Source organism: Sphingomonas sp. NIBR02145 (genome assembly GCF_027359115.1).
Classification (GTDB): Bacteria; Pseudomonadota; Alphaproteobacteria; order Sphingomonadales; family Sphingomonadaceae; genus Sphingomonas; species Sphingomonas kyeonggiensis_A.
The window spans coordinates 1,867,692-1,890,220 of the sequence record NZ_CP114791.1 but is presented as its reverse complement, the minus strand read 5'-3'; the positions used below and the strand labels follow the sequence as shown (position 1 = coordinate 1,890,220).

General features: G+C 67.4%; 17 protein-coding genes. 13 read left to right on the top strand and 4 right to left on the bottom strand.

Features of this window, described 5'->3' with window-relative positions:
- Nucleotides 1-171 precede the first annotated feature (171 nt).
- Entirely contained in the window at nt 172-2,136 is a 1,965-nt protein-coding gene (locus tag O3305_RS08395) for a CoA transferase (RefSeq protein ID WP_269575990.1), read from the bottom strand.
- A complete protein-coding gene (locus O3305_RS08390; protein WP_269576479.1) occupies nt 2,130-3,209 on the bottom strand; it encodes an extracellular solute-binding protein in 1,080 nt (359 codons plus the stop codon). The genes O3305_RS08395 and O3305_RS08390 overlap by 7 nt, the downstream gene beginning before the upstream one ends.
- Nucleotides 3,210-3,353: 144 nt before the next feature.
- Here O3305_RS08390 and O3305_RS08385 point away from each other — a divergent pair, with 144 nt between their 5' ends.
- The 13 genes from O3305_RS08385 (at nt 3,354) to O3305_RS08325 (ending at nt 19,072) form a co-directional block, all read left to right on the top strand.
- Nucleotides 3,354-4,502, top strand: a complete 1,149-nt coding sequence (locus tag O3305_RS08385) for a CaiB/BaiF CoA transferase family protein (protein ID WP_269575989.1) — start codon at nt 3,354-3,356, stop codon at nt 4,500-4,502.
- Entirely contained in the window at nt 4,499-4,948 is a 450-nt protein-coding gene (locus tag O3305_RS08380) for a MaoC family dehydratase (RefSeq protein ID WP_269575988.1), read from the top strand. The genes O3305_RS08385 and O3305_RS08380 overlap by 4 nt, the downstream gene beginning before the upstream one ends.
- A gap of 5 nt (nt 4,949-4,953) precedes the next feature.
- Nucleotides 4,954-5,955: a sugar ABC transporter substrate-binding protein gene (locus O3305_RS08375; RefSeq protein WP_184168469.1), complete on the top strand. Its 1,002-nt coding sequence runs from the start codon at nt 4,954-4,956 to the stop codon at nt 5,953-5,955.
- Nucleotides 5,949-7,595, top strand: coding sequence for a sugar ABC transporter ATP-binding protein (locus tag O3305_RS08370; protein WP_269575987.1), 1,647 nt, complete (start codon nt 5,949-5,951; stop codon nt 7,593-7,595). The genes O3305_RS08375 and O3305_RS08370 overlap by 7 nt, the downstream gene beginning before the upstream one ends.
- Nucleotides 7,592-8,710, top strand: a complete 1,119-nt coding sequence (locus O3305_RS08365) for an ABC transporter permease (RefSeq protein WP_269575986.1) — start codon at nt 7,592-7,594, stop codon at nt 8,708-8,710. The genes O3305_RS08370 and O3305_RS08365 overlap by 4 nt, the downstream gene beginning before the upstream one ends.
- On the top strand, nt 8,707-9,861 hold the full coding sequence (locus O3305_RS08360; protein ID WP_269575985.1) for an extracellular solute-binding protein: 1,155 nt from the start codon (nt 8,707-8,709) through the stop codon (nt 9,859-9,861). The genes O3305_RS08365 and O3305_RS08360 overlap by 4 nt, the downstream gene beginning before the upstream one ends.
- A gap of 8 nt (nt 9,862-9,869) precedes the next feature.
- Complete coding sequence (locus O3305_RS08355; RefSeq protein WP_269575984.1) at nt 9,870-10,922, top strand: Gfo/Idh/MocA family protein; 1,053 nt, start codon at nt 9,870-9,872, stop codon at nt 10,920-10,922.
- Nucleotides 10,923-10,933: 11 nt separating this feature from the next.
- Nucleotides 10,934-11,656: an SDR family oxidoreductase gene (locus O3305_RS08350; protein WP_269575983.1), complete on the top strand. Its 723-nt coding sequence runs from the start codon at nt 10,934-10,936 to the stop codon at nt 11,654-11,656.
- Nucleotides 11,657-11,670: 14 nt separating this feature from the next.
- Entirely contained in the window at nt 11,671-12,723 is a 1,053-nt protein-coding gene (locus O3305_RS08345; RefSeq protein WP_269575982.1) for a glycoside hydrolase family protein, read from the top strand.
- Between the two features lie 203 nt (nt 12,724-12,926).
- Nucleotides 12,927-14,708 (top strand): DUF5060 domain-containing protein, encoded by a 1,782-nt coding sequence (locus tag O3305_RS08340; protein ID WP_269575981.1) that lies wholly within the window; start codon nt 12,927-12,929, stop codon nt 14,706-14,708.
- Nucleotides 14,709-14,727: 19 nt separating this feature from the next.
- A complete protein-coding gene (locus O3305_RS08335; RefSeq protein WP_269575980.1) occupies nt 14,728-15,177 on the top strand; it encodes a hypothetical protein in 450 nt (149 codons plus the stop codon).
- Complete coding sequence (locus O3305_RS08330; RefSeq protein ID WP_269575979.1) at nt 15,174-16,799, top strand: alpha-L-fucosidase; 1,626 nt, start codon at nt 15,174-15,176, stop codon at nt 16,797-16,799. Before O3305_RS08335 ends, O3305_RS08330 begins: the two co-directional genes overlap by 4 nt.
- Nucleotides 16,800-16,861: 62 nt before the next feature.
- Nucleotides 16,862-19,072 carry a hypothetical protein gene (locus O3305_RS08325; protein WP_269575978.1) on the top strand — a complete coding sequence of 737 codons (2,211 nt, stop codon included), beginning with the start codon at nt 16,862-16,864 and terminating at the stop codon, nt 19,070-19,072.
- Between the two features lie 84 nt (nt 19,073-19,156).
- Here the strand turns inward: O3305_RS08325 and O3305_RS08320 are convergent, their stop codons facing one another.
- Together O3305_RS08320 and O3305_RS08315 are read right to left on the bottom strand one after the other, a co-directional pair.
- Nucleotides 19,157-20,359, bottom strand: coding sequence for an SGNH/GDSL hydrolase family protein (locus tag O3305_RS08320; protein ID WP_269575977.1), 1,203 nt, complete (start codon nt 20,357-20,359; stop codon nt 19,157-19,159).
- On the bottom strand, nt 20,356-22,434 hold the full coding sequence (locus O3305_RS08315) for a beta-galactosidase (RefSeq protein ID WP_269575976.1): 2,079 nt from the start codon (nt 22,432-22,434) through the stop codon (nt 20,356-20,358). Before O3305_RS08315 ends, O3305_RS08320 begins: the two co-directional genes overlap by 4 nt.
- Between the last annotated feature and the right edge of the window lie 95 nt (nt 22,435-22,529).

The following is a 22,529-nucleotide window of genomic DNA, read 5'->3' as shown; positions in this document are numbered from 1 at the left end:
GGGAACAGATATTACGTGGCTGTGACGCGGGGCGAATATATCCGCGCCGCGCGGGCATCCCCCGCGCGGCGATCCGCGTGCAATGCCCGCAGGCCGTAGGGGAAAACACGCCGCCGGCCGGATATCAGACAAAATGTTGCTGGGGTGTTGGCTGGCGGTTGCCGATACTGCCTAGCGCCGCGCGGCCCAGCGGATCGCCCCCGAGATCAGCGTCTGGTGCAGCGGCTCGGCATAGGTCTCGGCCTTGTGCCCCAGCGCCGAGAAGAAGACCCGCCCCTTGCCGACGCACCGGGTCCAGATCAGCGGATGCGTCTTGCCCATCCGGGTGCGCTCCGGGAACGGCTCGTAGCTGGTCTCGTCCAGTGTCGCGAGAATGCGGGTGCAGTTGCCGCTCGGCACCTTGTCGAACGAATACCATTCCTCGGTCCGAACCCATTTGGCGGGCAGGTCGCGGGTGGCGGGGTTGCTGCGGTCGATCACGTCGATGCTGCCCTGCTGGAACTGCTTGGGCCGTCCGGTATGGCCGATGAACTGCGCGCCGATCAGCGTCTCGGGATACCACTTCCAGTCATAGGTCGGATCGCCGCCGGCGCCGTGGAGCAGTACCACGCCGCCACCTTTCTCCACCCAGGCCTTGAACGCTGCGCGCTGGCTGTCGTCGAAGATGTTGCCCGAAGTGCTGTTGAGCACGATCGTCGAGAATTTGGCGAGGTCGCGCGGGTTGATGACCGCGGCATTCTCGGTCTCGAACACGTCGCGGCCCTGCTTGCGGATGATCCCGGCGAGCACGGCCTTGGCGGCGTCGATCTGCTCGGGATCGCGGAAGCCGTTGGTCTTCGACAGGACGAGCACCGCGCCGCGCCGCAGCGGCGGCAGCTTGGGGGCGGCCGTGTCCATCACTGGTGTCGGCCAGTTGCGCGGGTCGCGTGGCGGCGGCGTCGCCGATTGCTGCGTGGCGGGGGCGGTCTGGGCGAGCAGGGCGAGGGCAAGCAGGCTCAGCGACATCAACTCTCTCCGATCAATCCTGGTCGAGGCCGAATTCGGCGACGATCGCGTCATCATGTTCGCCCACCCGGGGGCGCCGGCCGGGCTGCCGGCCCGCGCGCCATCGATGCGGACGGGGCTGCGGGTAGTCGTCACGCCGCGCCCGACCTGCTGGAGCATGTCGAGCCGCTGGAAGGCGTCTTCGGCAAGCAGGCGGGGCCAGTCGTTCACCGGCGCGCACCAGATGTCGTGCGGGCGCAGCCGGTCGAGCCAGTGCCGGGTGGTTGCCCCGACAAGTCGCACGGCGATCAGCGCCTTGATCGCGTCGCGTTCGGCAAAGGGATCGCGGCCGGCAAGCGGCAGGTCGAGCAGCGGCGCCAGCGTCTCGAGCGGGGTCATCGCCAGCGCAAGCCAGCCGTCCTGCGTTCGATAGGTGCCATAGGGCGCGGCGAGATAGGCATGGGCATTGTCCACCGCCGCGCGGCGGGGCGGGCGGCCGCCGTCGTTCAGATGGGTGGTCAGCACTTCGAACTGCAGGTCGATCAGTGCCTCGAGCAGGCTGGTCTCGACATGCGCGCCTTCGCTCGAGATGCCGCGTCGGACCAGCGCGGCGAGGATGCCCTCGACCAGCACATGTCCGGCGAGCATGTCCGCCACCGACAGGCCGAAGGGTACCGGGCCGTCCTGCGCGTCGCCGCTCAGCCACATCGCGCCGGACAGTGCCTGGGCCAGCAGGTCCTGGCCGGGCAGGTCGGCCCAGGGGCCGTCCTCGCCATAGCCGGAGATGCTGCCGACGATCAGGCGCGGGTTCCGCGCGCGCAGTGCCGCCGGTCCGAAGCCGAGCCGCTCGGCGACGCCGGGCCGGAAGTTCTGGATCACCACATCGGCCTGCGCGATCAGCCGGTGGACGCGCGCCGCGTCGCGCGGGTCCTTCAGGTCGGCGGCGAGGCTCTGCTTGTTGCGGTTGATCGCGTGGAACAGTGTGGAGTCGCCGGCGATGTCGGTGTCGCTCAGGTAGAGCGAGCGGCAGATGTCGCCGCTCCCCGGCCGCTCGACCTTGATCACCCGCGCGCCGAGGTCGCCGAGCCGCAGCGCGGCGGAGGGCCCCGACAGGAACTGCGCCATGTCGATGATGAGCAGCCCCTCTAGCATTGCGAGTCCGCGTAGAGCCGGTTGAGCGCCGCGATGACGGAGGCGCCGTCCTCGCCCGCGCGCAGCCCCTGGTTGAGCCGTTCCGAGGCGGCATGCTGGAACGCCATGTACCCGGCATGCCGCGGGCGGACCCAGGCATTGTCCAGGGTGTTCCGGGTCGCGCGGTAGAAGTCGCCGCTGGCCGCATTGGCGGCATCGTCGTCCCACGCATCGGCATGCCCCGGCTGGCCGCCATTCGGAGCGATGATCCCGCGCTGCACCGCCCCGCTCGCCACCCAGGCCGCGAAAGCAACTGCAGCCGCCCGATCCTGCGCATAGGCGGAGACGGCGATGCCCGTACCCCCCAGCGCCGATCCGCGCGGGCCGTGGTCGAGCACCGGGATATCGGCGAAGCGGATGCGCGTGTCGCGGTAGCCGGGCAGGGCGTAGTTCACATAGCCATAGATCAGCGGCACCACCGCCAGCCGGCTGTCCGGCGCCGCCATCGCCTCGAACATCGCGATCGGGTCCATCGCGAACGCCGCCGGATCCGCCACCGCCGCGAGCAGCTCATAGGCCCGCACCGCCTCCGCCGGGAAGAACGCCTCGCCGCCCAGTTCAACGCCGGCGAGCCCGCACAGGGTGAACAGGCTCATCAGGCTGTGCGGCGGCCGCAGCGGCAGCGATGCGCGGCCCTCGGTTACCAGCGCGGCCAGTTCCTCCCACCGCGCCACCGGCCCCGCGATCCGCCCGGGCGCCCAGGCCTGGACCTGCGCCGCCGCGTCGATCGGCAAGGCCCATTGATGCCCGCCCCACGCATAGCTCTCATACGAGCCGCCGACCGAACCGCCCGCGATCTCCGCCAGGTCCACCAAGCCATCGAGCGCCACCAGGCATCCGCTCTCCGCGACCTGGCCGACATGCGGGTGATCGATCACGATCAGGTCATAGCGCCGCGCCAGCTCCTCGACCGGCCAGCTCTCGAAATCCTGCAGCGAGCGCCGGTCCCAGGCGATCGCCTGCCCGGTCCGCGCCTCCCATGCCGAAGCCGCCGCCACCAGCGGATCATAGCCACGCGAATGGTCCCAGGTCATGCCGCGCACGGCCTTCTCTCCCGTTTCTCCCGCTTCCCGGGAAATCATTTGACTCGGCATAGCCGCGACAATAGCGTCAGGGCAATAATCATATTAGAATATTAATTGGAGTGGATTGTGGGAGAGGGTGACCACAGCACAGGCATGGGCGCATCAGCGCCGCTGGCCGGCGTGACGGTGCTGGATTTCAGCCAGTTCCTCGCCGGCCCGTCCTGCGCGCTGCGTCTCGCCGACCTCGGTGCGCGCGTCATCAAGGTCGAGCGGCGCGAGGGCGGCGATTCGAGTCGCGGCCTGTTTCTCGCGGACATGGCGTTCGACCAGGACAGCGCGCTGTTCCACGCGATCAACCGCGGCAAGCAGAGCTACGCCGCCGACCTCAAGCACCCCGAAGACCTCGACGCCGTTCGCCGCCTCGTCGCCCGCGCCGATGTGCTGATCCACAATTTCCGCCCCGGCATCATGGAGCGGCTCGGCCTCGGCTGGGCCGACGTCTCGGCGCTCAACCCGCGCCTGATCTATGCCGGCGTCAGCGGCTATGGCCCCGACGGCCCGTGGCGCGACAAGCCGGGACAGGACCTGCTCGTCCAGTCGCTCTCCGGCATCGCCTGGCTCTCGGGCGACCAGAACGGCCCGCCAGTCCCCGCCGGCCTGTCGATCACCGACATGATGGCCGGCGCCCAGCTCGCCCAGGGCATCCTCGCGCTGCTCGTCCGCCGCGGCACCACAGGGCAGGGCGGCCGCGTCGATGTCAGCCTGATCGAGACCGCGATCGACCTCCAGTTCGAGCATCTCTCGGTCCATCTCAACCGCGACGAGACGATGCCCCCGCGCAGTGCTGTCGCGAACGGCAATGTCTATCTCGCCGCCCCCTATGGCATCTACCAGACCGCGGACGGCTGGCTCGCGCTCGCCATGGCCCCGGTCGACAGGCTCGGCACCATAATCGGCCTCGAAACCCTGGCCGGCTTCCCGCCCGCCAGCTGGTTCGCCGAGCGTGACGCGATCAAGGCGCTGCTCCGCGACCACCTGCTTACCCGAGCCACCGCCGACTGGCTCGCCCTGCTCGAGCCTGCCGGCATCTGGGCGGCGCCGGTGCTCGACTGGCCGGCGCTCCGGGCCGAACCCGCCTTCGCCGCGCTCCACGCCACCCAGACCGTGCGCTCCCCCGACGGCGCCGAACTCACGCTCACCCGCTGCCCGATCCGCATCGACGGCAGCATCCTCACCTCGCCGCGCGCCGCGCCCCGTCTCGGCGCCGACCGCACCGCAATCGACCGGGAGTTCGCCGCATGATCGTCGAGCAATATTTCGAGCAGTACGAAATCGGCAGCACCCGCACGAGCTTTGGCCGCACGATCACCGAGACCGATTTCGTCGTCCACGCCGGCCATACCGGCGATTTCTTCCCGCATCACATGGATGCCGAGTGGTGCAGCACGCAGGAGATCGGCCAGCGCATCGCGCACGGCACGATGATCTTCGCGATCGGCATCGGGCTCACCGCCACGGTGATCAATCCGCACGCCATGTCCTATGGCTATGATCGGCTGCGCTTCATCCGCCCGGTCCATATCGGCGACACGATCACGACGATCACCCGCATCGCCGACAAGCGCGACCACCCCAAGCGCACCAGCCACGGCGTCGTCACCGAGGCGGTCGATATCCGCAACCAGCGCGGCGAGACCGTGCTGGCCTGCGAGCATCTCTATCTCGTCGCCCGGCGCGATCTGGCCTGAACCCGATGCGGTTGCGCCCGATCCCCCTGGTCCTCGCGCTCTGCGTCGTCGCCATCTCGGCGGCATCGCTCGCCGGCGTGCGCAATGCCGCGCGCGCGGCCAATGGCGCGGTGGCCAGCCAGGCGGGCAACGGCCCGCGCTACGGCCTGTCCACCGTCGGGCTCAGCTATCCCTTCGCCGCCGCCATCGCCAAGGGCTTCAGCGACGCCGCCGCCAAGGCCGGTGCCCGCGCCGTGGTGCTCGATGCCAAGGGCGACGTCCAGAAACAGGCCAACGACATTGACGACCTGATCGCCCAGAAGGTCGCCGGCGTCGCGGTGATGCCGATCGACTCCGTCGTCGCCCAGGGCTGGGTCCGCCGCGCCAATAGCCAGAATGTTCCGATCGCGGCGGTGGCGGCGCTGGTCGGCGATCCGCGCACCCGCGCGATCGACAACGTCTATCCCGGCCTCGTCGCGCTCGCTTCGCAGGACGAAGTCGCCGCCGGCCGCGCGGCGGGCTCGCTCGCCGCGACCTGGCTGCCGCGCGACCGCACCGCCCGCATCGCGATCATCGAAGGTGCTGCCGGCTTCCCCGAAGTCGAGCAGCGCGCCCGCGGCTTCCGCCTCGCGCTCGATGCCGCCGGGCTGCGCTACCGGATCGTCGCTTCGCAGCCGGGCAACTGGACCAGCCAGGGCGGGGAGGCGGCCTGTCAGAACATCCTGGCCGCCCAGCCCGATATCGACCTGTTCTATAACGAGGCCGACGACATGGTGATCGGCTGCGCCCGCGCCGTGCGCGCGGCGGGCGCAAAGGCCCGGCTGATCGGCGTCGGCGGCTCGAAGCTCGCCATCGCCTCGATCAAGGCCGGCGCGGTCGACGGCACCGTCTGCTTCAAGCCCGAGGCGCTGGGCGCGCTCGCCTTCGAAGCGCTGCACGACAAGGCCCAGGGCGCCTCGCGCTTCCGCACCTATCCGATCCCGGCGGTGACCCGGGCGACCGTCAGCGAATGTGTCGGCCAATGGTAGGCGCGCCGCTCCTCAGCCTCGCCGGCGTCGAGAAGATCTGGCCGAACGGCACCGCCGCGCTGCGCGGGGTCGATCTCACTTTGCATGCCGGCCGCGTCCACGGGCTGCTCGGCGCCAACGGCGCGGGCAAGTCGACGCTGATCAAGGTGCTTGCCGGCGCGATCCCGGCGAGCGGCGGCACGATCCACTGGCGGGGCGAACCCGTGCACTGGACCAGCCCGCGCGCGGCACGGGCGGCAGGCGTGGCGACGATCTACCAGCATATCCCGCTGGTGCCGACGCTGTCGGTGGTCGAGAACATGCTGCTCGAGCGTGCCGGCGGCTGGCGCGCCGATCGGGCAGGGCGCGCCCGCGCCGCCGAAGTCGCTGGGCTGCTCGGCAATCCCTTCGATCTCGATGCGCTGGTCGGCGATCTGCCGATCGGCACGCGCCAGATGGTCGCGATCGCCCAGGGGCTGATGGCCGATCCGGCGCTGCTCATCATGGACGAACCGACCGCCTCGCTCGCCGAACATGAGCGCGAACGCGTCTATGCCGTGGTCCGCCTGCTCGCCGCACAGGGCCATGCGGTGCTGTTCGTCTCGCATTTCCTCGACGAGATCCTGTCGCTCACCGACGAAGTCACCGTGCTGCGCGATGGCCGCGCAGTGCTGCACGCCCAGACCGCGACGCTGGACGAAGCGGCGATTGCGGAAGCGATTGCGGGCCGTTCGGTTCAGGCGCTCGAACGTAGGTCGCGGGCCAGGCCGTTGGGCGCAATCGTGCCCACGGCACTTTCTGTTCCCCGGCGAACGCCGGGGCCCAGGGTAACAGAGCAAGACGGCAGAGAAACTCTGGGCCCCGGCGTTCGCCGGGGAACAGCTGGGGTGACGATCCCGCCTGAAGGTCGATACGACCTGACCCCGTCAGATCCACCCGCTCTCGAACTCCGCGACCTAGCTTCCCCCGGCAAGCTCGCCCCCACCAGCCTCACCGTCGCAGCCGGCGAGATCGTCGGCATCGCCGGCATGCTCGGTTCGGGCCGCAGCGAGCTGCTCCATGCGATCTTCGGCGCCGATCCCGCCGCGTGCGGTACGGTGCTGCTCCACGGCAAGCGGGTGGGTCCCACGCCCGAGGAAGCCGTGGCGGCCGGCATCGCGCTGGTGCCCGAAGATCGGGCGACCCAGGGGTTCGTCGCGGGCATGAGCGTCGCCGAGAATATCGCGCTACCGCGCACCGGCCTGTTCCAGTCGCCGGGGCAGGAGCGCGAAGCCGCATTGGCGGCGATCGAGCGGCTGGCGATCAAGGTGCAGGGCCCCGATGCCCCGGTCGGCGAGCTTTCGGGCGGCAATGCCCAGAAGGTGGTGATCGCCAAATGGCTCACCCCCGATACGCGGCTGTTGCTGCTCGACGAGCCGACCGCCGGCATCGACATTGGCGCGCGCACCGACATCCTCCGGCTGATCCGCGGGCTCGCCGATGCAGGCCTGCCGGTGCTGCTGGTCAGCTCCGAGTTCGAGGAACTGATCGGCATCTGCGATCGCATCCTGGTGATGCGCGACGGTCTGGTGATCGCCGAAGTCGATCCCGAAACCACCGACGAGGCGGCGCTGATCCAGCGCGCCAGTGGCAATTTTCCAAGCACAGGAATGGCTGCATGATGCAGACGACAGACTGGCGCGCCGGCCTCGGGCTGCGCAAGGCCGGCATTTACTACGCGCTGCTGATCCTGCTCGCGCTGCTTGCCGGCATCGCCCAATCGCGCGGGCTACCGGCCTATCTCTCGGCGCAGAATCTCGGCAACATCGCCTATCAGGCCTCGCTCGTCGGGATCATGGGCGTGGCGATGACGGTGATGCTGATCACCGGCGCCTTCGATCTCTCGGTCGCCTCGGTCGCGGCGCTGGCGGCGGCGGTGCTGGTCGGGCTGGCGCCGAGCATCGGCTTTCCGCTGGCGGCACTCGCCGCGATCGTCACCGCGGTGTCGGTCGGCCTGTTTAACGGCGTGATCGTCCAGTTCGTCGGCATCAACGCCTTCATCGTGACCCTGGGCACGCTCACGGCGGTGCGCGGGCTGGTGCTGGTGCTCACCGATGGCCGCTCGCTGATGGTCGAACAGCCCGAAGTGCTCCAGCAGATGCTGGCCTTCGAAAGCACGCGGGTGCCGCTGTTCTGGCCGCTGCTCGCGCTGGCCGTCGCGCTGTTCGCCTACGCCGCCTTCCGCCGCCGGATCGCGCTGGGGCTGGGTGGTGTCGTCGTCGCGGGCCTGGCCTTGCTGGCCGGGCGCGATTTCGCAGTGGCGGCGCCGGTGGTCTATCTCGCCTTGTTCACGGCTTTGGTCTGGGCGGTGCTGCGCTTCACCGTGGTCGGCCGCCGTATCTACGCCGTGGGCGGCAACGCCGAGGCAGCGCGGCTGTCGGGCGTCAACGTCCATGCCTACAAGCTCGGCGCCTTCATCCTGTCGAGCGCGGCAGCCGGCTTTGCCGGGGTGCTGTTCGGCTGCCGGCTCGGCGCGATCAACCCCACCGCGCTGCAGGGTGCCGAGCTCACCGTCATCGCCTCGGCGATCCTGGGCGGCACCTCGCTGTTCGGCGGGGCGGGGAGCGTGCTCAAGACAGTGGCCGGCGCGCTGCTGCTGTTCACGCTCACCAACGGCTTCAACGTGCTCGATCTGGGCGCCAGCTATCAGGGGCTGATCGAGGGCGTGGTCGTGATCGCCGCGGCTGCGATCTACACGGTTGGTGGCGATCGCCGCCGCAAGGAGGCGGCGCGATGAGCCGGCTGCGCATCGCCGTCCGCCGCTTCGGCCCGTTCGAGAGCGCGATCCGCAAGCAGTTCGACGATTTCCTGCGCGTGACCGGCCGTGACGCGACGCTGGAAGCCGTGGCGATGGACCTCAATCCGCTGCACGAAAGCGCGATTGCCGGGCGCGGGCTGGCCAGCGGCGAATGGGACATCGCCTTTCTCAACACCGATTGGCTGGCCGAGGCGGTGGCCGACGGGTTGCTCGAGGATCTGGCGCCGCATCAGGCGCGCGCGCCGATCCCCGACTGGCCCGATGCCTGGAGCCCGTCGCTCACCGGCCTCCAGCAGTTCGGCCGCGGGTTGTGGGCGATGCCCTATCATGACGGGCCCGAATGCCTCGTCTATCGCAAGGACCTGATCGCCGAGCCGCCCGCGACCTGGGCGGAATTCCATGCGCTGGCGCGGGCGCATCATGCGCCGGCGGAGGATCGCTACGGCACGGTGCTCGCGCTCTATCCGGACGGGCACAACAGCTTCTACGATTTCTGCATCCATGTCTGGTCGCGCGGCGGCGAGGTTTTCGACAGTCTCGGACGGCCCGATCTCGCTTCGCCTCAGGCGCATGAAGCGCTCGATTTCCTGCGCATGCTGGCGCGCGATACCAGTGCGATCGCCCCCGATTGCCGGTCGCTCGACAGTGTCGCCTCGGGCGGGCTGTTTGCCGAGGGCAAGGTCGCGCTGATGGCCAATTGGTTCGGCTTCGCGGCCTATGCCGATACCGCGCCGGAGAGCCGAGTGCGCGGGCTGGTCGATGTCGCGCCGCTGCCCGGAAACGTGTCGCTCAACGTCTTCTGGGTGCTGGCGATCGGGTCTGGCTCGGGCAACAAGCCGCTGGCCTGGGATTTCCTGCGCCACTGCGCGACCGCACCGATGGACCGGCTGACCACGAGCGAGGGCGCGATCGGCGTGCGGCGCTCGACCTGGCTGGATGCGGAGATCAACGCGCGTCTGCCCTATTATCACCGGCTCGAATGGCTGCACGCGCATGCCCGTTCGATGCCGATCACGCCCGATCTCGCGCGGATCAGCCATATCGTCGACGATCTGATGACCGCAGCGGTCACCGGCGATCGCCCGACGGCCGAGCTGCTCGCCGAAGCGCAGAGCCGCGCAATCCGATGAATGCTCCCATGAACCACAAGCTCCAGCAAAGCTGGCCGATGCCCTCGGCCCCGCGTCCGATCGTCATCCTCGGCACCGGGGGGATCGTTGCGGACGCGCATCTCCCTGCCTATCTCAAGGCCGGTTTCCCGGTGGCCGGGCTCTACGATGTGGATCGCGGGCGTGCCGAGGCGCTGGCGGCCGAGTGGGGCGTGCCCCGCGTGTTCGCCTCGCTGGAAGAGGCGGCAAAGGCGGATGCGGTCTTCGATATAGCCGCCCCGCCGGTGGCGCACGGAGAGATTCTCGAATCCCTCCCCTATGGCGCGACGGTACTTCTGCAAAAGCCGATGGGCCTCGATTTGCAGGCCGCAACGGCAATCCGGGACACCTGCCGCAAGCGCGGCCTGGTCGCCTCGGTAAATTTCCAGCTCCGCTATTCGGCGATGATGCTGGCGATACGGGATGCGGTACGACAGGGCCGGCTGGGCACGCTGACGGAAATCGAAGTCCGCATAAACCTCGCCACCCCCTGGCACCTGTTCCCGCATCTGCGGAGCAACAAGCGGGTCGAGATCGTCAGCCACTCGATCCACTATCTCGACGCGATCCGCGCGCTCGTCGGCGAGCCGGAAAGCGTGTTCGCGCGCAGCTTCGATCATCCCTCGGGCGAGCTTGCCGATACGCGGACCTCGATGATCCTCGATTACGGCCCGACATTGCGCTGCCTGTTGTCGATCAACCACCAGCATGATTTCGGCCGCCGCTTCCAGGATGCGAGCTTCCGGGTGGAGGGCCTGGAAGGCGCGGCGATCGCCACGCTGGGCGTGCTGCTCGACTATCCGGCCGGCGAACCTGACGCGCTCTGGTTGACCGATCGGCGGCGGGACTGGGAGCAGGTGCCGCTGACCGGCGCCTGGTTCCCCGACGCATTCATCGGCCCGATGGCCAATCTCCAGCGCTTCGCCGCGGGAGAGGACACGGTGCTTTCCACCCATGTCGAAGACGCGTGGCGCACCATGGCGCTCGTCGAGGCCGCTTATCGCTCGGGCGACCAGTCCGGCATGTCCATTCCCAGACCCTGAAGGACCCTATTGTGACCGACCTTACCGGAAAGACCGCACTCGTGACCGCCGCCGCCCAGGGCATCGGTCGCGCCTCGGTGCTCGCCCTTGCCGCTGCTGGCGCGCGGGTGATCGCGACCGATATCGACGAAGTGCGGCTGGAAGGACTTGCCAGCGACCGCGTCGAGACGCGGCGGCTCGACGTGCTCGATCCTGCCGCGGTGGCTGCGCTGGCTGATGAGACGATCGATATCCTGTTCAACTGCGCCGGCGTCGTCCACGGCGGCACGGTGCTCGAGACCAGCGACGCCGATCTCGACTTCGCCTGGCGGCTCAACGTGATGGCGATGGTGCACACCTGCAAGGCGGTCATCCCCGGCATGGCTGCGCGCGGGGGCGGGGCGATCATCAACATGTCGTCGGTAGCCTCGAGCGTGAAGGGCGTGCCGAACCGCTTTGCCTATTCGGTCACCAAGGCGGCGGTGGTCGGGCTCACCCGCTCGATTGCCGCCGATTTCGTCGGCCAGAACATCCGCGTCACCGCGATCTGCCCTGGTACGGTCGATACCCCGTCGCTGCAGGAGCGCCTGGGCGCGGGCGGCGACTATGAAGGCACACGCGCCGCCTTCGTCGCGCGCCAGCCGATCGGGCGGATCGGCACGCCGGAGGAGATCGCCGACCTCGTCGTCTATCTGGCGGGCGCGACCTACACGAGCGGGCAGGTGCAGATCATCGATGGCGGCTGGACGATCTGAGCGGAGGCAGGGTGATGACGATCGATCGACGGAGTGTGCTGGGCGCCGGGGCAGGTGCGGTGGGGACGATGCTGCTGCCGGGATCCGCGAGCGCGGCGCCCGATCGTCTGGCGCCCTATCGGACGTCCTACAAATATCCCAAGCTGATCCTCGGCGGGTCGGGCATTCCCGGCAGCTTCGACGAGAAGGCGGTCGATTGCCCGTTCGTCTTTTCCGCCAACGGCAAATTCTACCTGACCTATGTCGGCTTCGACGGCACCGGCTACCAGACCGGCATCTGTGAATCGACCAACCTGGTCGACTGGACCCGCAAGGGGGTGATCCTGGCCCGCGACCCGAGCGATCCGATCACCCGGTTCAACATCGCCTGCGCCTCGATCCTGCGGGAGAACGAGCTGCAATCGCCAGCGCGGCTGGTCAAGGTGGGTGGGCGTTATGTCGCTGCGTGGCATGCCTATCCCAATGCGGGCTATGAGGAAGGGGCGGCCGTGATCGGGCTCGCCTGGAGCGACGACCTGTTCCACTGGGAGCGCGGGCCCGTGATCCTGCGTGCCGAGGACGGTGCGGAATGGGAGCGCGGCGGGCTCTACAAGCCCTATCTGGTCAAGATCGGCGACACCTTTCACCTCTATTACAACGCCAAGACCACCGGTCGCCCCTGGAAGGAGCAGACGGGCCTTGCGATCTCGAAGGATCTCAAGAGCTGGGCACGGCATCCCGCCAGTCCCTTGATCCGCAACGGGGCTGAGGGCGCGCCCGACTTCCGCTTCGCGAGCGACCCCGTCGTCGTCTCGCACCGCGGGCAATGGGGCATGTTCTATTTCGGCCTCGCCAAGGACGGCTATGCGCGCGACCTGTTCGCGTTCGGCGACAGCCCGACCCGGTTCACCAAGGCGGACGAGGTGCTGATCGATGTCGGGCCCCCCGGCTCGATCGACGAGAAATTCGCGCACAAGCCGGCGGTGATCCACCACGACGGCGCGCTCTACCATTTCTACTGCGCGGTGAGCGGAAAATGGCCGAACGACGTGCGCGGGCTCGCAGTGGCGCGCTCGAAGCCCTGGTGAGCGATCAAAATATTTGACTCGGCAAAACTGCAGAAATAGCTTCGCTGAATAATCATATTAGAATATTATTGATGCGGTTGCGTAGGAGCCGGCGCCCAGTGAAGAGCGGGTGCCGAGGAGCGCTCTGACGCGGGGTTGCCGCGCAAACAGGGAGAGGGATGATGGCACACGCCCAACGGTGGTGGAGGCCGCTGCTTGTCTGCTTGAAACTCGTCGCCGTGCTGGTCGGCATTGGCGGCGGTGTTGCAGCTTCGGCGGCGACGATCGAGGGCAAGCTCCAGCAATGGCGCGATGTCCAGCTCAGCTTCAACGGACCGAAGACGAGCGAGACCGCCGATCCCAACCCCTTCAGCGACTATCGGCTGAACGTCACCTTCACCAACGGCAGCAAGACCTATGTCGTGCCCGGCTATTTCGCCGCGGACGGCAATGCCGCCGAAACCAGCGCGAGCGAAGGCAGCATCTGGCGCGTCCATTTCGTGCCCGACGAGGCCGGTACCTGGAGCTATCGGGTGTCGTTCCGCACCGGCAAGGACGTGGCGGCGAGCCTCGATCCGGGTGCCGGTTCCGCGATCTCCGTCGATGGCGAGAAGGGCACGCTCCAGATTGCGGCGGCGGACAAGTCTGGCCGCAACAAGCTCGATAACGGCATGCTGCACTATGTCAGCCAGCACTTCCTACGCTATTCGGGCAGCGGGAAATACTTCGTGATGGCGGGATCGCAGAGCCCCGAGAATTTCCTCGCTTACTACCAGTTCGACAACACCAAGGATTTCCGCGGGGCCAAGGGCTTCGCGACCGAGGACCAGCTCCACCATTACGACCCGCACGTCCGCGACTGGAAGGCCGGCGACCCGACCTGGCAGGGCGGCAAGGGCAAGGGCATCATCGGCGCGCTCAACTATCTCGCGTCGAAGGGGATGAACTCCTTCTACACGCTGACGATGAACAACTACGGCGACGCCATGGATATCAATCCATGGATCTCCTACGACGCGCATACCCGCTATGACGTGTCGAAGCTGGCCCAGTGGGAGATCGTGTTCTCGCACATGGACCGGCTGGGCATGCAGGTCATGCTCATCACCCAGGAAGAGGAAGGCGAGCAGACGCTCGGCAAGCTCGGGGTGGAGCGGCGGATCTATTATCGCGAGCTGATCGCGCGCTTCGCGCATCATCGCGGGGTGATCTGGGATCTCGATGAGGAGATGGACCGGTTCCGCTATTTCACGACGCGGGACATCGAGGAAATCTCCAACTACATCAAGGCGATCGATCCCTGGAAGCACCCGATCCAGTATGTCCAGTGGAAGGCGGAGATGATCGCCGACGACAAGACCTATGGTCGGCTGCTCGGCTTCAAGAACTTCGATGCGACCGCGCTCCAGCACGATCCCGAGAACACCCATGCCGAGACGATCAAGTGGCTCGACAAGTCGGCGGCTGCCGGACATCCGTGGCTGGTCCAGCTGATCGAGATGAACCCGGGCGTGCGCACCGACATCGAGGATCCGGGCCACGACAAGGTCCGCAAGCTGGCGATCTGGGGCCATTACATGGCCGGCGGCACCGGGACGATGTTCTTCTTCACCGATCCGATCGGTGATCTGAACATGGAGGACTTCCGCAGCCGCGATCAGCTGTTCGACCTGATCCGCCACGCGCATGATTTCGTCAGCAACTATCTGCCGGTGACCGAGATGAAGCATGCCGATGCGCTGACCCCGGCGACCGACGACTATGTCCTGGCCAAGCCGGGCGCGGTCTATGCGGTCTATCTGCCAGAGGGCGGCACGACCACGCTGGATCTGTCGGCGGCGACGGGGCCGTTCGAAGTCAAATGGTACAATCCGCGGACCGGCGGCGCGTTGCAGAACGGCAGCGTGCGGACCGTCCTAGGTGGGGCCGCCGTCACGCTCGGCACCGCACCGAAAGGTGCCGCCGGCGACTGGACCGTGCTCGTCCGCAAGACTGGCACGCGCTGAGCGCAGAGAGGATCAAGCCATGAACAAGCTTCTACTCACGCTCGTAGCCCTGCTGCTCTCGCCCGCTGCCCTCGCGCAGGAAGGCGGCGGCGCGGAGGTCGTGTCGCCGATGAACAGCAGCATGCTCGTCAAGATGAACACCTCCATCAGCAGCACCGCCAGCAAGCCCGGCGACCCGATCACCGGTATGCTGATCGATCCGCGCGAGCTGCGCGGGGCGGTGATCGAGGGCAAGGTGGTGCGCGCCGATCACGCCATCCTCGACTTCGCGTTCGACCGGATCATCGTCGGCGGGAAGGTGATCCCGATTCAGTCGCGGATCGTTTCGCTGACCAGCTCCAAGGGCAATGAAGGCCGCGACGACCTCGACAACCGGGTGCGTATCGAAGGCGTCGGCATCATCGCCTTCGGTACCGCCACAGCAGTCGACGAAGGCGCGGAAGTTCGCATCACCGCGTGGAAGCGGTGAGCACCAGGATCATGGAGAAGACCAGGATGATATCGGGCAAGCGCATTTTTGGCGCGTCGGTGGCGATGGCCGCGCTGGCGCTGGCCGTACCGGCGGCGGCACAGGTGCCGGGCTATGAAGCCAAGGTCGATGCCAAGCTGAAGCAGGTCAAGGCGGGGATCGCGAAGGGGCCGTTCAAGTCGGACTGGGACGCGCTGCGCGGCAAGTATCGCACGCCCGAATGGTTCCGCGATGCCAAGTTCGGCATCTTCATCCATTGGGGGCCGTACTCGGTCCCGGCGTTCGCCAATGAATGGTATTCGCGCAACATGTATGTGCCCGGCAACGCTGCGTACAAGCATCATGTCGAGACCTACGGCCCCCAGTCCAGGTTCGGCTACAAGGACTTCATTCCGCAGTTCAAGGCGGAGAAGTTCGACCCCACCGCCTGGATGAAGCTCTTCCAGGACGCCGGAGCCAGATATGTCGTGCCGGTCGCCGAGCATTGCGACGGCTTCGCGATGTATGCGTCGGACTTCACCGAATGGGATGCCTCCAAGATGGGGCCGAAGCGCGACACCACCGGCGAGATTGCCAAGGCCGCGCGTGCGGCGGGCCTGCATTTCGGCCTGTCCTCGCATCGCGCCGAGCATTGGTGGTGGTACTATATGGGCCGCACCTTCGATTCCGACGTGAACGATCCGAAGAATGACGGCCTGTACGGGCCGGCGGCGCCGATGGGCCTGCCGGCCGACAGGCCCGAGAGTTGGCCCGATGGTGGCCAGCTGCAGACCTGGATGCCGCCCAACAAGGCGTTCCTCAATGACTGGATGGCGCGCACCTCGGAGCTGGTCGACAAGTACAAGCCGGAGCTGATCTATTTTGACTGGTGGACCGCGGCGCCCAGCTTCGAACCGCTGATGCGCGATACCGCAGCCTATTATTACAACCGCTCGGCGGGCTGGGGTCAGCAGGGCATCATCGCGTACAAGGGCGGGCAGTTCGCCGAGGGCAGCGCGCTGTTCGACATGGAGCGCGGCAAGACCGACGCGCTCAAGCTGACGCCCTGGCAGTCCGATACCTCGGTGAGCGTCCATAGCTGGGGCTATGCCAGGAACGACAGTTACCGCACGGCGCAGTCGCTGATCTCCGACCTGATCGACATCGTCAGCAAGAACGGCAATCTGCTGCTCAATGTCGGCCCCAAGGCCGATGGGACGATCCCCGACGAGATCGCCCAGGTGCTACAGGGCATGGGCGGCTGGCTCAAGGTGAACGGCGAAGCGATCTACGGCACGCGCCCGTTCCAGTTCTTCGGTGAGGGGCCGACCAAGTCGGGTCAGGTGCGCGTGGGCGGCCAGGTCGAGGAATCGGCGGTGAAGGGCTACACGCCCGCCGACATCCGCTTCACCACCAAGGGCGACAATCTCTACGCGCTGGGGCTCGAGCGGCCGAAGGACGGCGCGGTGCTGATCAAGACGCTCTATGCCGGCACGCCCTATCTGACGGCGCCGATCAAGAGCATCGCGCTGCTCGACGGCGGCAAGGTCGAATGGGAGCAGACCCCCAAGGGGCTGCGCATCACGCTGCCGGCGGTTGGCGACGGGGCCTATCCCTACGCCCTCCGCATCCGCACGCGCTGAATCAACGAAAAGGCACGGCCGGGCCAGGTGCACCGGCCGGCCGACACTCAGGGGAAGATATCATGAAGCGGTTCGCTTGCCTGTTCACCGCCGCCGCGCTTGCGGGGACGGCGCTCTCTGCACCTGCCTCGGCGCAGGACATTCCGATGCAGCCCTTCCCGGTGGACCATGAGGCCCGGGTCGATTCCGGTGCCGATGCCCGTTTCCTGCTCGATGGGCCGGCGGGCAAATACGGCTTCATCCAGGCGCGCGACGGCCACCTCTATCGCGGCGACGGCAAGCGCTTCCGCTGCTGGGGCGTTAACCTGACCGGCTGGACGATCGGCGGCGAGGAGATCCCGTCGCACAAGGATGCCGAAACCTATGCCAATGCGCTGGCGCGGCTGGGGGTGAACTGCGTCCGCATGCACTTCCTCGACCGGCCCGACACGCCGGACCAGATGCGCAACGAGGGTACGAACGGGCCGGTCACGCACGGCCCGCGCGGCCTGATCCGCGGCGATGTGAACAACAGCCGCGAGATCAATCCCGAGCGGATGGAGCGGCTCGATTACTGGTTCGCGCAGCTCAAGAAGAACGGCATCTACGTCAACTTCAACCTGAATGTCGGCCGCGTCTTCAAGCCCGGTGACGGGGTGCCCGATGTCGATCTGATCAACAACGCCAAGGCCTTCACCTATTTCGGGCCCGAGCTGGTCGCGCTGCAGAAGGAATATGCGAAGCAGCTGCTCGGCCACACCAACCAATATACCGGGCTGCGCTATGCCGATGATCCGGCGGTGATGACCGTCGAAGTGGTCAACGAGAATTCGGTGCTCGAATTCTGGATGCGCAACTGGCTGCGCGGCGAGCGGGTGAAGGGCGGGGCCAACTACCAGCTCGACATGACGCCGCATTACCAGGCGCTGCTGGTCGACAAGTACAATGCGTGGCTGGCGAAGAACCGCACGCCGGCGCAGGTCGCCGAGCTGCACCGCATGGCGGGCGTGATGGCGGACAAGCCGGTGCCGTTCATGCGGCGCGGTGACCATCCGGATGCGCCGCGCCTGCGCCTCGACGCCGAGCTGGCCTTCCTGACCCAGGTCGAGATCGACTTCCACGCCGACATGAAGCACTTCCTGAAGGACGAGCTGGGCGTGAAGTCGCCGGTCGTGCCGATGGCGGACCATACCTATTTCATTGCCAACCAGCCGCTGATGCGCACCGCGCTCAAGGGCGATATCGTCGATGCGCATGTCTATTGGCAGCATCCGGCGATCTATGGCCGGCGCAACGAGCCGATGGTGAACAGTCCGGAATTGTCGATCATCCAGAAGCTGGCGCGCAGCACCGCTGTCGGCAAGCCGTTCACGGTCAGCGAGGTCAATCACCCGTTCCCGAGCGAATATGGATCGGAGATGATCCCGATCCTCGCCTCCTATGCGGCGCTGCAGGACTGGGATGGCATCTTCTTCTACACCTTCGAGACCAAGATCAGCGGCGAGTGGAAGCCGGCGATCGCCGACCATTTCGACATGACGCTGGACCCGGTGAAGATGGCGCAGATGCCGGCGGGGGCGATGATCTTCCTGCGCGGCGACGTCTCGGCGGCGAAGACGGTGCTGACGCGCTCCTATTCGACCGACCAGATCAGCGAGGCCTCGCGCCTGCCGCGGGCCGAGATGCCATATTACACGCCGGGCTTCGACAAGATGATCCCGCTGGTGCACGGCTCGCGCGTCTCGTGCCTTGATTGCAAGCCGAGCCTGCCCGCGCCGCTGCCGCCTGCGAACCCGATCGTCTCGGATACGAAGGAGCTCTGCTGGAAGACCTCGGACGGCAAGGACGGCATCGTCAGTGTCGATACGGCGCGCAGCCAGGCGCTGGTCGGCTTCGTGCGCGAGAACCCGAAGGTGCAGACGCGCAACCTCTCGGCCGAGATCGCCAACCGCTTCGCGACGATCACCCTGTCGTCGCTCGACGGCAAGCCGATCAACCTGTCGAACCGGCTGCTGCTCACCACGACGAGCACGACCCAGAACACCGGCGCCACCTGGGATGAGCGCCGGGCGATGCTGACCAACTGGGGTACCGCGCCTACGCTGATCGAGCCGGTGACCGGCTGGATCCAGCTCAAGGATCTGGAAGGCGCGATTGGTGTCTTTGCCCAGCCGCTGGACGGGGCGGCGCGTCCGATCGGCAAGGAGATCTCCGGCAAGATGATCGAGCCGGGTTGGGAGATCCGCGTGGGCGCGCCGGCAACGACCAGTTATCTGATCCGCGTCGAGCGCTAGGCATCGGTATTATGTAGTTTCGGCACCCTTTAGCTCCCCGGCGAAAGCCGGGGAACCTAAGTGTTGAATATCGATACACCCCAGTTACCGGCAGCCCTGCTTCAGGATCTGGGGCAGGGCGGTCTTCGCCATGCGGGTATAACCCGCATCGTTGGGGTGGAGATGATCGCCGATCTGCTCGGCGAGGCGCATCGTGCCCGGCTGGCCGGGCTGGTCTATCGCCTTGTCGAAGTCGATCAGGCCGTCGAAACGCCCTGCATTGGCGCGGATCCAGGCATTGGCCGCTTGGCGGCGCTGCTCGCCCGCCGCATCGGCATAGGCGGCGCCCTGATAGGGCAGCAGGGTGCCGAAGATCACCTTGAGGCCCCGTGCCTTGGCTCGCGTCAGCAACTGCTCATAGGCGGCGATCAGGCTGGCGGCGGGGGGCTGCCAGTCCTTGCCCGGGTTCCTGACCGTGCCGATGTCGTTGATCCCCTCGAGGATCACGACATGGGTGGCGCCCGGCACCGACAGCACATCGCGATCGAAGCGGGCGAGCGCGCCGGGGCCGCGACCCTGGCTCAGCAGGCGATTGCCGCTGATCCCGGCATTGGCGACCGCCCAGCAGCGGCCCTGCGGATTGGCGGGCAGCATCCGGCCGAGCTGGTCGGGCCAGCTCATCGCCTTGGAGGCGCCGGCGCCTTCGGTGATCGAATCGCCGAAGGTTACCAGCACCTTGGTTGCCGCAGTGCCGGACAGCTCCAGCGCGCTGACCACGCCCGAGGCGCGGGCGCGGCGGGGGCTGGGAAGCGTGAGTTCGGCGCTGGCGTCGCCGCTGGCGATGTCGACCATCTGGGCATGGGTGGGCGGCGCCACTTCGTCGGGGAAGTAGAGCGAGACCGCCAGCCGCTCGCCGGCGGCCACCGGATAGGCGAGCGGATCGGAGAGCATCGGGGCACGGGCGGGGATGCGAACATCCCGCGCGGTGCCAAAAGTCAGCGTGCGCAGGCTGTCGGGCACCGGTTTGCCCTCGGCGTCGAGACGGAGGATCGAGGCGCCACCGATGCGGAGCGCCTCGTCGGCAAGCTCGTTGCTGAGGCGGACACGCAGCGTCTTGCCGGCAATGCCTGCGCGCAGCTCCTGACGGACCGTCTCGGCCTTGAACGCGCGGCCGAGCGCCTTGCCGTCGCGCGTGTCGGGCTCATAGCCGATCGGCGGGCCGGACCAGGCGGGTACCCAGCGATCGGGGCCGCTTGCCGCGCCGGCGAGGAGCAGGGCGGCGAGCGAGAGCGTCAGCGGCTTGATCATTTGGCCTCTCCCAGCGTGAACCAGGCGATGCCGTGCGCGGCAACCTGGCCGTTCGTCCAGTCGCCGCCCACGGGCTTCGCACCGGCGGGTAGGGTGAGCGGACGGGCCTGCTTGCCGTGGTTGATCGCGATCAGCACGCGCTTGCCGCCACCGGCGCGGACGGCGATCTCGAGATCGGGGTCGGCGCCGGGGATTACCGGCGCTACGTTCGCATCGGCGAGCAGGCTGGTGGCGAGCTGCTGCATCGTCGCCGGATCAAGCCAGGCGCCGACATAGGTGATGCTGCCCTTGCCGACCTTGCGGGTGACGATTGCGGGCTTGCCGTCGAGCCAGCCGCCCTTGTCGGCATAGGTGGCACGGACCTGCACGTCCCTGGCGAGCGGCTTGATATCCTCGGCCCAGATCGTCGCCTTGCCCGCGACAGCACCGGTCACGCCGACGCTTTCGTCCAGCGCATAATATTGGGCGATTTCAGCGCCAAGCAGCCCGGCGAGCGGCCCCGGCTGCTTTTGCGGCCACAGCGCATTGGCATCGTCGCGCATGCCCGAGCGCGGGCCGAGTACGAGATGGCCGCCACCGCGGACATAGCGCTCCAGCGCCTTGGCCTGGGCCTCGGTGAGGACCATCAAATTGGGCGCGACCACCAGCTTGTAGCGGGCGAGATTCGCTTCGGGCGTTACGACATGGACGCCCTGCGCCTGGGTGCGTAGCGGGCGGTAGAAGTCGGTGAACGCCTTTATCGCGTCGAAGTCCTTGTGATGGCGCTGGATGTCGATCGCCCAGCGGCTGTCATAGGAGAAGAGCATCGCGACATCGGCGCTGGGTGCCGTGTCGGCGAGCAGGGGCGCGGCGGCGACGAGATCGGTGGCGGTGTGGGCGATCTCGGGCTGGATCGGGTTGGGCTTGCCGTCCTGGCCGAGCACCGCGCCGTGATAGGTCTCCTGGCCGTTGGCGGCCGGTCGCCACTGCCAGTAGAGGACGGCATCGGCGCCGTGCGCTACCGCCTGCCATGCCATTTCGCGGACCTGGCCGGGGTCGAGGGCGCGGTTGACCGGCGCCCAGTCGACGCGGCCGGGCTGGGTTTCCATCAGCCAGAAATTGCGCTGCTTGTAGCCGCGGACGAGATCGTGATTGGCGCCGTTCGCCACCCAATCGGGGCGGCCCTCCTGGATGTAATTGTCCCAGGAGGCGATATCGAGATCGCGGTGCATCGCGAAGTGATCGAAGCCCGCATTCCAGAACATCGTGTTGGTGGTGACGAAGGCGCGGGGATCGATCAGCGGGCGGATCGCACGGACCTGGTTCTGGACATAGTCGGTCCAGGTCGCGGTGGTGAAGTGCTTGAAATCGAGCAGCAAACCCGGGTTCTGCTGGCCGGTGGCGCGCAGCGGGACCTGGCCGAAGTCATTGTAATGCTGGCTCCAATATTCGGTAGTCCAGCGGCGGTTGAGCTCGTCGATGCTGCCGTAGCGCTGCTGCAGGAAGGCATGCCAGGCGGCGACCGATTCGGGGTCGAACGAGGGCGGGCCGACTTCATTGTCGATCTGCCAGCCGACCACCGCCGGATCCTTGCCGTAGCGACGTGCCATCTCGACCGCGATACGGCGGGAGAAGTCGCGGTAGCGGGCGCTGGCGAAGGAGAAGTGGCGGCGGCCGCCATGGCCGGCGCGGGTGCCGTTCTCATCGACCCGCAGCACCTCGGGATATTTCTGGGTGAGCCAGGCGGGCGGGGCGGCGGTGGGGGTGCCGATCACCACCATCATGCCGTGCTTCTTCGCCGCCGCGATCGCGCGGTCGAGCCAGGCGAAATCGAACTTGCCTTCCTCGGGCTCCATCCGGCTCCAGGCGAACTCGCCGACGCGTACCGTGTTGAATCCAGTGGCTTTCATCAGCGCGAGATCGACATCCCAGCGCGCTTCCGGCCATTGCTCGGGATACCAGGCGACGCCGACCGCGATGGCCGGCTTGTCGGCAAAGGCAGTGGCGCGGTCGAGGCTGCCTGCCTGCGCCAAAGCCGCCGGGGCGGTGGTGCTCAGGGCCAATGCCAGCACTGCCCATCCTGCCCAACGGGCCATCCTCTCTCTCCCTTGTCGTTTCATACGCTTTTGGTTGCAAAGGTGATGCCGCGAGATGACCCGGAGGCCAAGCCTTATTTATCGTTTTATATGAT

Coding starts and splice junctions, on each gene's coding strand:
- O3305_RS08395 (WP_269575990.1), bottom strand. CDS start 2,136: ATGCTAGAGGGGCTGCTCATCATCGACATGGCGCAGTTCCTGTCGGGG.
- O3305_RS08390 (WP_269576479.1), bottom strand. CDS start 3,209: ATGACCTGGGACCATTCGCGTGGCTATGATCCGCTGGTGGCGGCGGCT.
- O3305_RS08385 (WP_269575989.1), top strand. CDS start 3,354: ATGGGCGCATCAGCGCCGCTGGCCGGCGTGACGGTGCTGGATTTCAGC.
- O3305_RS08380 (WP_269575988.1), top strand. CDS start 4,499: ATGATCGTCGAGCAATATTTCGAGCAGTACGAAATCGGCAGCACCCGC.
- O3305_RS08375 (WP_184168469.1), top strand. CDS start 4,954: ATGCGGTTGCGCCCGATCCCCCTGGTCCTCGCGCTCTGCGTCGTCGCC.
- O3305_RS08370 (WP_269575987.1), top strand. CDS start 5,949: ATGGTAGGCGCGCCGCTCCTCAGCCTCGCCGGCGTCGAGAAGATCTGG.
- O3305_RS08365 (WP_269575986.1), top strand. CDS start 7,592: ATGATGCAGACGACAGACTGGCGCGCCGGCCTCGGGCTGCGCAAGGCC.
- O3305_RS08360 (WP_269575985.1), top strand. CDS start 8,707: ATGAGCCGGCTGCGCATCGCCGTCCGCCGCTTCGGCCCGTTCGAGAGC.
- O3305_RS08355 (WP_269575984.1), top strand. CDS start 9,870: ATGAACCACAAGCTCCAGCAAAGCTGGCCGATGCCCTCGGCCCCGCGT.
- O3305_RS08345 (WP_269575982.1), top strand. CDS start 11,671: ATGACGATCGATCGACGGAGTGTGCTGGGCGCCGGGGCAGGTGCGGTG.
- O3305_RS08335 (WP_269575980.1), top strand. CDS start 14,728: ATGAACAAGCTTCTACTCACGCTCGTAGCCCTGCTGCTCTCGCCCGCT.
- O3305_RS08325 (WP_269575978.1), top strand. CDS start 16,862: ATGAAGCGGTTCGCTTGCCTGTTCACCGCCGCCGCGCTTGCGGGGACG.
- O3305_RS08320 (WP_269575977.1), bottom strand. CDS start 20,359: ATGATCAAGCCGCTGACGCTCTCGCTCGCCGCCCTGCTCCTCGCCGGC.
- O3305_RS08315 (WP_269575976.1), bottom strand. CDS start 22,434: ATGGCCCGTTGGGCAGGATGGGCAGTGCTGGCATTGGCCCTGAGCACC.